Source organism: Ruegeria sp. CJ9 (genome assembly GCF_056536625.1).
Genome location: NZ_JBQFPY010000001.1, coordinates 321,901 through 334,919, shown reverse-complemented (window position 1 = coordinate 334,919; position 13,019 = coordinate 321,901). Strand labels below are relative to the sequence as shown.

Below are 13,019 nucleotides of genomic sequence, written 5' to 3'. Positions count from 1 at the left end.
ACAATTGGCGTTTTTGGGAATCGGTGGAAAGGATTCTCGGAGATGAAGTTGGAACTACGGCTTGTATCGTTTTGAGAAATCTATCTGATTCCAATTCTTCATCCGTGCGCGAAACCAGGTGCGCTGGCGTTTGGCGAATCGGCGGGTGGCAATCGTTGCACGCTCTTTGGCGGCGTCCAGCGTAAGATGACCGTCAAGATAGGCCAGCAATTCAGGAACGCCGATGGCTTTGAAGGCGGGCAACGTCGGATCATAGAGGTCTCGCATCGCTTCGACCTCTTGCAGCGCGCCAGAGTCCAGCATCAGATCGAACCGCCGGGTGATGCGATCAAGAAGCCATTGTTTATCCACGTCAAAAACGATCGGAACCGTGTCAGTCAAATTCAGAACGGGCGGCGGTGTCTCAGCCTGCCAGTCGCTCAGGCTTCGTCCGGTAGCCCGCTGCACCTCCCAAGCTCGCTGAACACGGGCGCGGTTCTGCGTGTCGATCCGTTCCTGTGTCCGCGTATCGACACCAGCAATTAATGCGGTCAGGTCCAGTTGGTCTGCCTCGGCGCGGATTTCCAGCGGCGTGGCGGGGATGTCGGCCATCCCTTCGGTTAACGCCGAGAAATACAAGCCGGTGCCGCCCACGATGATCGGGCGCTGTCCCCCGGTCAGCAGTGGCGTTACCTCGCGCAGCCAATGACCCGTCGAATACTCCTGATCATACGCGATGTGGCCGTAAAGCAGATGCGGCGCGCGGGCCTCTTCTTCGATCGAAGGGCGGGCCGAAATTACACGCCAGCAGTCATAGACTTGGCTCGCATCCGCATTGACGATCACGCCGCCGAACGTCTCGGCAATCTGCAGGGCCAGGGCCGATTTGCCCGAGGCGGTCGGCCCCGCAATCAACACCGGTTTGTCGTCGGGGATGGGGGGCAGGCGGTCCCAAATCTGCGATCTGTCGTTATTGTCCATTCGGGCTGCCTCAATCGTCACCAATCGCATTGAACCTGCGGAGGTTTTGCTTCATTTTGCGCCGGAAAATAAACCCGTGCCAGCCCGGAGCGCAACATGAGCCTTTCCCCGACCCTCGAATCCACCGAGACCGCCAAAACCAAGTACAATCGCGTGATGCTGAAAATCTCGGGCGAGGCGTTGATGGGCGATCAGGGGTTTGGCTTGCATCCCCCCACCGTTCAGCGCATCGCGCAAGAGGTCAAGTCGGTGCATGATCTGGGGGTCGAGATTTGCATGGTCATCGGCGGTGGCAATATTTTCCGCGGCCTCAGCGGTTCAGCACAGGGGATGGAGCGCACAACAGCCGATTATATGGGCATGCTGGCCACGGTGATGAACGCGCTGGGGATGCAGTCGGCACTTGAGGAAATCGGTGTGTTCACTCGTGTCATCTCGGCCATTCGCATGGATGAGGTGTGCGAGCCCTATATCCGCCGTCGCGCCGTGCGCCACCTTGAGAAAAAGCGGGTTTGCATTTTTGCTGCGGGAACTGGCAACCCTTATTTTACCACCGACACCGCCGCGACTCTGCGTGCCAATGAAATGGCGTGTGAGGCGATTTTCATGGGCAAAAATGGTGTGGATGGGGTTTATGACAAAGACCCCAAAGAACACGCGGACGCAGTGCGCTATGACACGGTTACTTATGATGACGTGCTGGCCAAGCGGTTACGCGTCATGGATGCCTCGGCCATTGCACTGGCACGCGACAACAACCTGCCGCTGATCGTATTTGGCTTGGATGAGCCGGGCGGGTTCCGTGGAATTCTGGCGGGTGAGGGGACCTATACCAAGGTTCAGGGCTAAATCCTTCGACAGCTTTTTGTGTGCAGGCCGGGGCGATTGCCCGGCCTGTTTTCATTTACAGCGGCCGATTTTCGTCATGGCGGTCATATGAAGCAAGCCTGTCACTTTTACGCATTTTGTCGCTTTTAAGTAATAGGTGGTCTTCTCAGTTACGCCCTTGCCGATCCGGATATTGGATGTCCTGCGCATCGATAAGGGGAAGGAAAGATAATGTCCGACAATACGGAAACCGACTATGAAGTCGGTCAGGACAACGTTCAGATCATGGGTCTGGACGTCCACAATCCGGTCTTTGCCGTTTCGGGGCTAACCATCATTGCATTCGTGTTCTTCTCGCTGGTGTTCCGCGAGCAGGCGAGCGAGTTCTTTGGGTGGCTTCGACCGGCTTTGACCAGCAATTTCGACTGGGTGTTCATGATTGCGGCGAACATCTTTGTCGTGTTTTCACTACTGCTGATCGTCACGCCGTATGGTTCGATCCGTCTGGGCGGGGATGATGCCAAGCCGGATTACAGCTATGCCGGATGGTTCTCGATGCTGTTTGCCGCGGGTATGGGCATCGGTCTGGTGTTCTGGGGCGTGGCCGAGCCAATCTCGCATTACGGGTCGTCGCTGGGCGGGGTTGCCGCTGGCGAGGATGGTCTTCGCACCGACTGGGCACCGTTAGGTGCCGGTCTAGAGGACCCCGAAGCCTCGAAGAAGTTGGCGATGGCAGCCACCATTTTTCACTGGGGTATGCACCCTTGGGCCGTGTATGCGGTAGTGGCACTGGCGCTGGCGTTCTTCAGCTTTAACCGCGGTCTGCCGCTGACCATGCGGTCGGTGTTCTACCCGCTGTTTGGTGAGGCGACATGGGGTCCGTTGGGTCACATCATTGACGTTCTAGCCGTGTTCGCCACGATCTTCGGTTTGGCGACATCGCTGGGCTTGGGTGCAACGCAAGCGCTGGCTGGTCTGAATTATCTGTTCGATGTTCCGATCACGGACGGGATGAAAGTTCTGCTGATCGGTCTGATCACGGCATTCGCATTGATCTCAGTGGTTGCTGGCCTCGATAAGGGCGTAAAGCGGTTGTCCGAGGCCAACATGATCCTGGCCGCGGCCTTGTTGCTGCTGGTGCTGATCCTTGGGCCTACCGTGGCGATTCTGACCGGCTTCTTCGACAGCCTGATTGAATACGTCGTCGCATTGCCTGCACTGTCGAACTGGGTCGGTCGCGAAGACACCAACTTTATGCAGGGCTGGACCACCTTCTACTGGGCGTGGTGGATCTCCTGGTCACCATTCGTCGGCATGTTCATCGCCCGAATCTCGCGCGGCCGAACCGTGCGCGAATTCGTGACTTGCGTGATCCTGATTCCAACCGTCGTTGGCGCCTTGTGGATGAGCGTTTTTGGCGGTGCCGCGTTGGATCAGGTTATGTCCGGTTCGGGGCAGGCCCTGTCGGATGCTGCGCTAGAACTCAAGATGTTCTCCATGTTTGAACAATTCCCGATGACAGGTTTGCTGTCCTTCGTTGGCATCGTTCTGGTGGTTGTATTCTTCGTCACCAGCTCGGATTCCGGCTCGTTGGTGATTGATACGATCACGGCAGGTGGCAAAACCGATGCGCCGACGGCGCAGCGTGTGTTCTGGTGCATTCTGGAGGGCGCAATCGCGATCGTTCTATTGCTGGGTGGCGGCCTGGGTGCGCTGCAGGCTGCTGCGATTGCAACAGGCTTCCCGTTTGCGATCGTTCTGGTGCTGATGTGCGTGTCGATCTTCATCGGTCTTGCGAACGAAAAGCGACGCCGCTGAATCCAATTCAGCCCTTCGAAAGCCCCGGACAAGCGTCGGGGCTTTTTTGTTTCATGCCGGGTTGACCGAGCTCAGGGCCGCTGGCTATGTATCCGCGTCTTTTGATTGCCAGATCTGGTCCCGAAAGACTGCCCGTGCTTCTGTTTGTTTGACTGGGGCTGTGGCTGGGCTGGAAGACCTGCCGTGATTTCCGAGTTGTCCGAAATCATGCGCGGGCACGTCATCGGAACAAGCAGCATGAGCAAGGAGCGACGTGCCATGGGCACTCTTGATATCGATTTCGTTAGGGCGCAGTTCCCGGCTTTTTCCGAGCCCTGCCTGCAAGGTCAGGCGTTCTTTGAAAATGCAGGCGGGTCATACACTTGTAAGCCGGTGCTGGACCGGCTGACGCGCTACTATACTCAACGCAAAGTGCAGCCCTACGGCCCCTATGACGCCAGCCGTCTGGCAGGCGAAGAGATGGATGAAGCCCGCGCACGCATGGCTGCGATTCTGGGCGTGAACACAGATGAGCTGAGCTTTGGCCCCTCGACCACTCAGAACACCTATGTTTTGGCGCAGGCATTTCGCCAATGGATGCAGCCGGGCGATGCCATCGTTGTCACCAATCAGGATCACGAGGCCAACTCGGGACCGTGGCGGCGTCTGGTCGAGGACGGGTTTGAAATCCGCGAATGGCAGATCGACCCGGAAACCGGTTCGCTCAACCCGCAGGATCTTGAGAACTTGCTGGACGAGAAGGTGCGTCTGGTCTGTTTCCCGCATTGTTCCAACGTGATCGGAGAGATCAACCCGGTCACCGAAATCACCGCCATTGCCCATGCGGCGGGAGCGTTTGTCTGTGTAGATGGCGTTTCATACGCGCCACATGGGTTCCCAAATGTCGGCGATCTGGGGCCGGATATCTATCTGTTCTCGGCCTATAAAACCTACGGTCCTCATCAGGGTTGCATGGTGATCAGGCGTGCGCTTGGTGAGCTGCTGCCAAACCAGGCGCACTATTTTAATGCAGACGCGCTGTACAAGCGTTTCAACCCGGCGGGCCCGGATCACGCTCAGATCGCGGCCAGTGCAGGTATGGCGGATTACGTTGATCTGTTGTGCGACCACCATAATGGCCCCAAGGGTAACGCAACCGAACGTGGAGCCTTTGTGCATGACCTGATGCGCGGGCAGGAGGTTGCGCTGCTGCAGCCCGTATTGGACGCGGTCAAGGATCGAAATGCCGTACGCTTGATCGGTACCTCAGATGCTACACGTCGCGCTCCGACCGTAGCGTTATCGCTGAGCCGGAATGCCGAAGCCGTGGCCACCGATCTGGTTGAACACGGGATCATGGCAGGAGGCGGCGATTTTTACGCCGTGCGCCCGTTGCAGGCGATGGGTGTGGATTTGGATCAGGGCGTGCTGCGGGTCAGCTTTACGCACTATACCTCGCAACAGGAAATTGATCAGTTATTGGGCGCACTTGACGCCGTTTTGTGATCCGGTTTCTGCTCGGCTTCGTAATGCGAAGAAAACAGCCGGGCGGTCATGGAAAACAAACAATCACCGATCATCATGTGGTTCCGACGGGATTTACGCCTGTCGGACCATCCCGCGCTAAGTGCTGCGGCCCAAACGGGTCGTCCTATTCTGCCGGTTTTCATTCTGGATGATTTGGCTCAAGCGCTCGGTGCCGCGCCGAAATGGCGGCTTGGGCTGGGGCTTGAGGCCTTCGCGCAATCTCTGTCGCACATTGGCAGCCGATTAATCCTGCGGCGCGGGGACGCGCTGACTGTTTTGCAGAACCTTATCGCAGAAACCGGAGCCAGCGGCGTCTATTGGACGCGAGCGTATGATCCTGATGCTATCGACCGTGACACACGCATTAAGTCTGCTTTGGCAGAGCAGGGGGTAGAGGCCAAATCCTTTGCGGGTCACTTACTGTTTGAGCCCTGGACCGTAGCAACCAAAACAGGCCAGCCGTTTCGTGTGTTCACACCGATGTGGCGATCCGTTCAAGGCCGAGAAGTTGCCACGCCTGAAGACGTGTCGTCGATCAAAGCACCCTTGAATTGGCCGACTTCGGAAAACCTGACCGGTTGGAACCTGGGTGCGGCAATGAACCGGGGCGCAGCCGTGGTCGCACCTTTTGTCCGCCCCGGTGAGAATGCCGCCTTTGAGGCTTTGCACGAGTTTCTGGACCGAATCCAAGACTATTCGCAGGATCGGGACTGTTTGGATTTGGAGGGCACCTCGGATCTGTCCGAATACCTATCGCTTGGCGAAATCGGCCCCCGCAGTGTCTGGCATGCGGTTCAGCGGGCCGCGATGAACGGTACGCAAGGGACAGACGCCTATTTGCGCCAATTGGTTTGGCGTGAGTTTGCGTACCACTTGATGTATCACACACCGCGTTTGCTCAGCGGGAACTGGAAACCGGAATGGGATACGTTTCCGTGGAACACGGACGCCGATCATCCCTCAGTTGTTGCTTGGCGACAGGCCCGCACCGGTATTCCTGTTGTCGATGCGGGGTTGCGTCAAATGTATGTGACCGGTCGTATGCACAACCGGGCGCGCATGATCGTCGCAAGCTACTTGACCAAGCATCTGATGACGCACTGGAAAATCGGAATGAACTGGTTTGCCGACTGCCTGATAGACTGGGACCCGGCGGCGAATGCTATGGGTTGGCAGTGGGTTGCAGGCTCGGGTCCGGATGCATCACCGTTTTTTCGGATATTTAACCCGCTGACACAGCAGGAAAAATTTGATCCTGATGATATCTATCTAAAGCACTGGATCGCCGAAGGGCAGGCCAAGCCTTCGGCTACGGCGTTGGCTTATTTCCGGGCGGTACCGCATTCGTGGGCGCTTGATCCGGCGGAAAATTACCCTTCACCAATGGTTGATCTGGCCACTGGCCGAGCACGGGCCTTGGCGGCTTATGAAGGCCGAAAAACCGGGTAAGGAACTGAAAACTTGCCAGAAACACAAACTCGGCCTAGCTTTTAACTGCGGCCGCACAGGGGAGAGCGGATGATCCTGACGACAACTGAAGGGCAAAAAGACCTGCCCAGGTACTTTGCTCAAGTGTTCAAAATGTTGAACCGGATGGGTTCGGGGCGAATGGATATCGCTTTGCCCGATGGGCGCGTGTTCCGATCCGAAGGTGCCAAGCCGGGGCCAGTGGCGCGCGTGGACATTCACGATCCCGACGTATTTGCGCGTTTGATCCGAGAGGGTGAGCTGGGTTTTTCGGATTCTTACCTAGAGGGTGGGTGGAGCACGCCCGATCTGCGATCGTTCATGGATCTGGTGCATTTAGGGACCGAGACGGTGTATGACGATTTCACCGGAAGGTTCCTGGTGCAAGCCTATGAACGCCTTCGATTTTGGTTGCACAACAACAACCGTCGACAGGCCAAGAAAAACATCTCGTACCATTACGATTTGGGGAACGATTTCTACAGGCTGTGGCTGGATGAAACGATGACCTATTCCAGCGCGCTGTTCGAAACAGGGCAGGAAAGCCTGGAAAAAGCGCAGACTGCGAAATATGCCAGCCTAGTCGATGAAATGGGTGCCAAACCCGGTGACCACATCCTTGAGATCGGTTGCGGATGGGGCGGTTTCGCTCAATATGCCGCAAAAGAGCGTGGCCTTCGGGTCACAGGTTTGACGATCAGCCAGGAACAGTTAAACTTTGCCCGACAAAGAATTGAAAAAGCAGGACTTTCTGACCTTGTTGAGTTCAAATTGCAAGATTATCGCGACGAGCGTGGCCAGTATGACGGCATCGCCTCGATTGAGATGTTCGAAGCCGTCGGACAGAAATATTGGCCGGTTTACTTTGAGACTGTGCGTGATCGGCTAAAACCCGGTGCGCACGCGACCCTTCAAATCATAACCGTCGCTGATCACCGGTGGGACATTTACAAGAACGGCGTTGATTTTATTCAGAAATATATCTTTCCCGGCGGAATGCTTCCCGCGCCGACGATCCTGAAACAGCAGGTGGCAGAGGCAGGATTGAACGTCGTGAAATCGCGGGAATTCGGTAAAAGTTATGACCTGACATTGCGTCGTTGGTACGAGACGTTCAACGACAAATGGGACGAAATTTCCGAAATGGGCTTTGACGAGCGTTTCCGGCGCATGTGGAACTATTATTTAACCGCGTGTGGCGCGGCCTTTGACACTGGCAACTGCGATGTGACACAGATCACTATAGCAAAACCCAGTTAACAAAGGGAAATTCCGAATGCCCACTGCGCCGCGACTTGTTGCTTCACTATGCCTATTGGCAGTGGCCTTTATCGTGTCGAGCATGATTATCAGCAACGGCGAAGAGGGCAAGGACTATGGCTGGTTCACCTATGTCAACATGATTATTGCGGTGGCCTGTGGTTGGAAGGTGATGGGAAAGCGCGTTGGTCGCGGCTGGACCGCCGCGGTCAATAATGGCATCGCTGGGGTTGTATCCTTGGTATTCTGGGCCCTCTTTGTTCAGGGCTGCTACGAGATGTTCCGACTGGCCATGCGTCATCGCTATGACGGCCCGTTTGAGGCGCTCACGGCCATTTTCCAGATTGGTGTGGAGTACGGCAAACTGCTCATCGTTCCGGAAATTCTGTGGACTTTGGCTATCGGAGCTCTTATCGCAGGGCTTGCAACCGAAGAAGCCGGCCGTCGCTGGCGATAACTCACCAGAATTTAGACGAGCTTTACTCTAGTGTCCGATTTGTTTTTTTACGGCACGCTCAGGCATTTGCCGCTGCTGGAATGTGTGCTTGGCCACCCGCTGTCACAAATAAAAATATCTCAGGCCAGTTTGCCGGACCATGCTGTTTATGGCGTGGCAGGGCAGGCTTTCCCGATGATTGTTCCAGAAAAGGGCAGTCAGGCCAAGGGGTTGTTGGTTCGGGGTTTCAGCCCCGAAGACCTGAAACGATTGGCTTTTTACGAAGGTGGGTTCGACTATGACCTCAGCCCGCACGGTGTGGACGTTGCTGACGGCTCACGCGCCGAGGCTAGTGTGTTCTTTCCCGAACCCGAATTGTGGACACCAGACAAGCCGTGGTCGTTGCAGGCCTGGGTTGATGAATGGTCCGAAGTGACCTTGCTGGCTGCACAAGAAGAGCTGGCCTATTACGGCAAGGTCGACGCAACCACGATCGCTCGTAACTTTGCGCCGATCCGCACCCGGGCTTGGGCTAAGCTGGCTGCGCGAAAACGCCAGACGGGCGATCCGCGTGACGTCGCAAAAGATGTGATCGTGCAAAGCCATCGGCGGGCCTATGTCAGTTATTTCGGTGTGGAAGAATTGGATGTGCAGCACCGCCAGCATGACGGAACGATGGGTCCTGTGCTGCACCGGAGCGGATTGATGCAGGGGGCCGCCGTCGTTGTTCTGCCTTATGACCCGGTGCGCGACACTGTTCTTTTGGTTGAACAATTCCGCGCGCCGGTTTTTCTGATCGACGATCCCGAACCGTGGATGTGGGAGCCGGTAGCAGGCATGATCGACCCCGGTGAAACGCCGGATCAGGCCGCCCACCGCGAAGTGCAGGAAGAGGCGCACGTGTCGTTGAACGCCTTGGAATATGCGGGCGGTGCCTACTCCTCGAGCGGGTCATCGACCGAGTATGTCTACCTTTATGTTGGGTTGGCTGATTTGACCCGGACCATCGACAATGGTGGCGTTGCTACAGAAGGTGAGGATATTCGTACACAAATCCTGCCATATGACGCGTTCCTTAAAAAGGTCGACAACAACGAATTCAAGGATTTGCCCCTGTTGATGATGGCAAATTGGCTGGCCCGGCATCGCGATCGTTTGCGCGGTTAACTATCGCCGCTTGTGGTTGTCGCACGGCATCTGTAAATCTTCATTGATACGTAATGAAATGAGGGCGCCATGCGCATTGCACGAGACCTTGCCGACGCAGTCGGGAAAACACCTCTGATCCGGTTGAAGCGCATCAGTGAAGAGACCGGTTGCGAGATTCTCGGGAAGGCCGAGTTCATGAACCCGGGGCAATCGGTCAAGGATCGCGCAGCGCTCTACATCATCAAGGACGCAATTGCGCGAGGTGAGCTGAAGCCCGGCGGAACCATTGTCGAAGGCACGGCCGGTAACACCGGTATTGGCCTTGCATTGGTGGGCGCGTCGATGGGGTTCAAAACGGTGATCGTGATCCCGGAAACCCAATCCGAGGAAAAGAAAGACATGCTGCGTCTGGCGGGCGCGCAACTGGTTCAGGTTCCGGCCGCCCCTTACCGCAACCCCAACAACTTTGTGCATTATTCGCGTCGTCTGGCCGAGGAACTGGCGCAGACTGAACCCAATGGCGCCATCTGGGCCAACCAGTTCGACAACGTTGCCAACCGTCAGGCCCATGTGGAAACCACCGGCCCCGAAATTTGGGAGCAGACGGGCGGCAAAGTCGATGGCTTTGTCAGTGCAGTAGGCTCGGGTGGTACGCTGGCCGGCGTGGCCGACGCGTTGCAGCCCAAGGGCGTCAAGATCGCTCTGGTCGATCCGATGGGGGCAGGACTGTATTCGTACTACACCACTGGTGAGATCGCTATGGAGGGCAGCTCGATCGCCGAAGGTATCGGTCAAGTGCGCATTACCAAGAACCTTGAAGGGTTCAAGCCAGACTTCTCGTACCAGATGACCGATAACGAGGCGCTGCCATACATCTTTGATCTGCTGCGCGAGGAGGGTCTGGTTATGGGCGGGTCGACCGCGATCAACATGGCGGGCGCGGTGCGTCTGGCCAAGGATCTGGGGCCGGGCCACACCATTGTGACGATCCTGTGCGACTTTGGCACGCGCTATCAGTCCAAACTGTTCAATCCCGAATTCCTGCGTGAAAAGGAACTGCCGGTGCCAGATTGGATGACCGAAGCCCCACGCAGCATTCCTGGCGTATTCGAGGACGTATGATGCTGCGGCAGGTTCGCCTGTTTCTTGCGTTTCTTCTGGTTTGTTTTGCCATGCTGGGCAGCCCCGTTGCCGCCCAGTTGACTGATCGGCAAAGCGAATATTACCAGAACTGGCTTGAGACGGCGGATCGCGCCGAGAAGGATATCGAATCCGATCGCACGTCAAACGCGGCATTGGAAAACCTGCGGGCTGAAATCCACAACTATCGTGAGGATTTCAACAAGGCACGTGGCGCCAATACCGACCGTATCCAGACGCTGGACGCGCAGATCAAGGCGTTGGGGCCAGCCCCCGAAGGGGATGCGACCGAACCCGAAGAGATTGCCAAGCTTCGCGAGCATCTGGAAAACCAACTGACCAGCCTGCAGGTGCCGCAAATCATCTCGGAAGAAGCGTTCAGCCGCGCCAACGGCCTGATCAGCGAGATAGACAGCCTGTTGCGCGAGCGGCAGACAAAAGAGCTTTTAGAACGCGGTGTATCGCCACTTAACCCTGTCTATTGGGGCCCAGCCTGGGTCGATATTGTCGAGGCCGTGCGAGGCCTGATCAATGAATCTGCGCTGAACCTGAAAACCAACATCGTTCAAAAACACCTGAAAGAGCGCGGGCTGGGCATTTTCTTCCTGACCGTCGCGGCTGGGATTTTACTGTACTACGGACGTTACTGGTCCGAGGCTGCCGGTGAATATCTGCGGCAGTTGGGCGGCCGGGGCAGCGGCGTGTGGTCGTTTCTGGTTTCACTGCTGCGGATTCTGCTGCCATGGCTGGGTGTCTGGTTGCTGGTTCAGGCGATCATCATGACTGGCCTGCCGGGATTGCGCGGAACGCTATTAATCCAGAATGTTCCTTATTGGGCCGCGATTATATTTTATTACGACTGGATCGGACGTCAGGTTCACATCTCGCAGGCGGCACAGAACTTTAACCGCTTGTCCCGCAAAAGTGTCACGCAGTTGCGGGTATACTTGGATATTCTGGCGATCTTCCTGATCGTGTACGAATTCGGGCTGCTGTTTGATCAGATCGAAAACATTTCGGACGCGACCCGGGCCGTTATCAGCTTTCCTGTGGTAGTGGGAACCGCGCTGGTTCTTCTGCGTATCCGCCGGATTCAGACCTCAAAACCGGAAGCCGAAGATGGGCAATCTGGTGAAACGCCGCGAAGTGCCGGGCTGACCCAGCTGATGGACTTTCTGCGCAAGGCGATTTTTTTGCTGGGGATCGCGAGCCCGATTTTGGCGGCTATTGGATATACCAACGCAGCCGAGGGGATCGTTTTCCCGGCGGTGAAAACGCTGGTTCTGTTTGCGGCTTTGACGATCTTTCATCGCTTTATCACCTCGGTTTACGGCTGGCTCAGCGGGCAAGGTGAGTCGGCGCGGGACTCACTGTTTTCGGTGTTGGCCGGGTTTATAATCGCCATTCTGACCTTGCCGGTTCTGGCGCTGTATTGGGGCGCACGACAGACTGACTTGCTTGAAGTCTGGTCGCGTTTGCTGCTTGGTTTTGACATTGGCGGCGTTACGATTTCGCCCCGCAACTTCTTTACCTTCCTAATCGTGTTTGTCATCGGCTATGGCTTGACCCGGCTGTTGCAAAGCGGGCTGCGCAATTCGCTGCTGCCCAAGACCAGTATTGATCCGGGCGGTCAGAACGCGATTGCCGCGGGCACCGGCTATGTGGGGATATTCCTGGCCGCGCTGGTGGCCATCATGTTGGCGGGGTTTGATCTGTCTTCGCTGGCCATTGTCGCCGGCGCGCTGTCGGTTGGGATCGGCTTTGGACTACAGACCATCGTGTCGAATTTTGTGTCGGGGATCATCCTGCTGGTCGAGCGTCCAATCTCCAAGGGGGACTGGATCGATGTGAATGGGATGATGGGTTATGTGCGCGATATCTCGGTGCGGTCTACGCGGATTGAGACTTTTGATCGTACCGATGTGATCGTTCCCAACTCGGACCTGATCAGCGGGGTGGTGACGAACTACACGCGGGGCAACACGATCGGGCGCGTTATCGTGCCGGTGGGCGTGGCCTACGGCACGGATACCCGCGTGGTCGAGAAGATTTTAGGTGAGATTGCCAATTCCCATCCGATGGTTCTGGCGCATCCAGCGCCCAGCGTGGTGTTTCAGGGCTTTGGTGCGGATTCGCTGGATTTTGAAATTCGCGCCATCTTGCGCGACGTGAACTGGGTGCTTTCGGTGAAATCGGATATGAACCACGAAATCAACCGCCGGTTTGTCGAAGAAGGTATTGAAATCCCCTTCGCGCAGCGCGATGTCTGGCTGCGCAATCCTGAGACGCTGCGAGGGCAGGGGCCTGCGCAAGAAACCGAACCTGCAACGGAAAAAACACCTACCGAACCCCTGTCTTCCAAGCCTGCGGACATGACAGAGGCCGATCTGGCAGACGGTGATGGGGATGAGCTGTAACGGGGTCTGTGGCGGAACTGCGGAAGGTTGAATTTTCG

10 protein-coding genes are annotated in these 13,019 nt (G+C 56.6%); 9 read left to right on the top strand and 1 reads right to left on the bottom strand.

Features of this window, described 5'->3' with window-relative positions; translation table 11 throughout:
* Positions 1-54: 54 nt before the first annotated feature.
* On the bottom strand, positions 55-960 hold the full coding sequence (miaA, locus tag ACR0AJ_RS01720; RefSeq protein ID WP_170348475.1) for a tRNA (adenosine(37)-N6)-dimethylallyltransferase MiaA: 906 nt from the start codon (positions 958-960) through the stop codon (positions 55-57).
* A gap of 96 nt (positions 961-1,056) precedes the next feature.
* On the opposite strand from miaA, the gene pyrH reads away from it, so the two are divergent.
* From pyrH to ACR0AJ_RS01675, 9 genes are all read left to right on the top strand, one after another.
* Entirely contained in the window at positions 1,057-1,809 is a 753-nt protein-coding gene (gene pyrH / locus ACR0AJ_RS01715; protein WP_170348476.1) for a UMP kinase, read from the top strand.
* A gap of 210 nt (positions 1,810-2,019) precedes the next feature.
* On the top strand, positions 2,020-3,606 hold the full coding sequence (locus ACR0AJ_RS01710) for a BCCT family transporter (RefSeq protein ID WP_170348477.1): 1,587 nt from the start codon (positions 2,020-2,022) through the stop codon (positions 3,604-3,606).
* 258 nt (positions 3,607-3,864) lie between these two features.
* A complete protein-coding gene (locus tag ACR0AJ_RS01705) occupies positions 3,865-5,091 on the top strand; it encodes an aminotransferase class V-fold PLP-dependent enzyme (RefSeq protein WP_480740299.1) in 1,227 nt (408 codons plus the stop codon).
* 48 nt (positions 5,092-5,139) lie between these two features.
* On the top strand, positions 5,140-6,561 hold the full coding sequence (locus ACR0AJ_RS01700; RefSeq protein WP_480739924.1) for a cryptochrome/photolyase family protein: 1,422 nt from the start codon (positions 5,140-5,142) through the stop codon (positions 6,559-6,561).
* 69 nt (positions 6,562-6,630) lie between these two features.
* Entirely contained in the window at positions 6,631-7,839 is a 1,209-nt protein-coding gene (locus ACR0AJ_RS01695; protein ID WP_480646450.1) for a class I SAM-dependent methyltransferase, read from the top strand.
* A gap of 16 nt (positions 7,840-7,855) precedes the next feature.
* On the top strand, positions 7,856-8,296 hold the full coding sequence (locus tag ACR0AJ_RS01690; protein WP_170348481.1) for a TrgA family protein: 441 nt from the start codon (positions 7,856-7,858) through the stop codon (positions 8,294-8,296).
* 30 nt (positions 8,297-8,326) lie between these two features.
* Positions 8,327-9,442: an NUDIX domain-containing protein gene (locus ACR0AJ_RS01685; protein ID WP_480739922.1), complete on the top strand. Its 1,116-nt coding sequence runs from the start codon at positions 8,327-8,329 to the stop codon at positions 9,440-9,442.
* Between the two features lie 69 nt (positions 9,443-9,511).
* Positions 9,512-10,546: a cysteine synthase A gene (locus tag ACR0AJ_RS01680; protein WP_170348483.1), complete on the top strand. Its 1,035-nt coding sequence runs from the start codon at positions 9,512-9,514 to the stop codon at positions 10,544-10,546.
* Entirely contained in the window at positions 10,546-12,981 is a 2,436-nt protein-coding gene (locus tag ACR0AJ_RS01675; RefSeq protein WP_480739920.1) for a DUF3772 domain-containing protein, read from the top strand. Before ACR0AJ_RS01680 ends, ACR0AJ_RS01675 begins: the two co-directional genes overlap by 1 nt.
* Positions 12,982-13,019 lie beyond the last annotated feature (38 nt).

Excerpts from the sequence above, each read along its gene's own strand:
- miaA (WP_170348475.1), bottom strand. The coding sequence starts at position 960 with ATGGACAATAACGACAGATCGCAGATTTGGGACCGCCTGCCCCCCATC.
- pyrH (WP_170348476.1), top strand. The coding sequence starts at position 1,057 with ATGAGCCTTTCCCCGACCCTCGAATCCACCGAGACCGCCAAAACCAAG.
- ACR0AJ_RS01710 (WP_170348477.1), top strand. The coding sequence starts at position 2,020 with ATGTCCGACAATACGGAAACCGACTATGAAGTCGGTCAGGACAACGTT.
- ACR0AJ_RS01705 (WP_480740299.1), top strand. The coding sequence starts at position 3,865 with ATGGGCACTCTTGATATCGATTTCGTTAGGGCGCAGTTCCCGGCTTTT.
- ACR0AJ_RS01700 (WP_480739924.1), top strand. The coding sequence starts at position 5,140 with ATGGAAAACAAACAATCACCGATCATCATGTGGTTCCGACGGGATTTA.
- ACR0AJ_RS01695 (WP_480646450.1), top strand. The coding sequence starts at position 6,631 with ATGATCCTGACGACAACTGAAGGGCAAAAAGACCTGCCCAGGTACTTT.
- ACR0AJ_RS01690 (WP_170348481.1), top strand. The coding sequence starts at position 7,856 with ATGCCCACTGCGCCGCGACTTGTTGCTTCACTATGCCTATTGGCAGTG.
- ACR0AJ_RS01680 (WP_170348483.1), top strand. The coding sequence starts at position 9,512 with ATGCGCATTGCACGAGACCTTGCCGACGCAGTCGGGAAAACACCTCTG.
- ACR0AJ_RS01675 (WP_480739920.1), top strand. The coding sequence starts at position 10,546 with ATGCTGCGGCAGGTTCGCCTGTTTCTTGCGTTTCTTCTGGTTTGTTTT.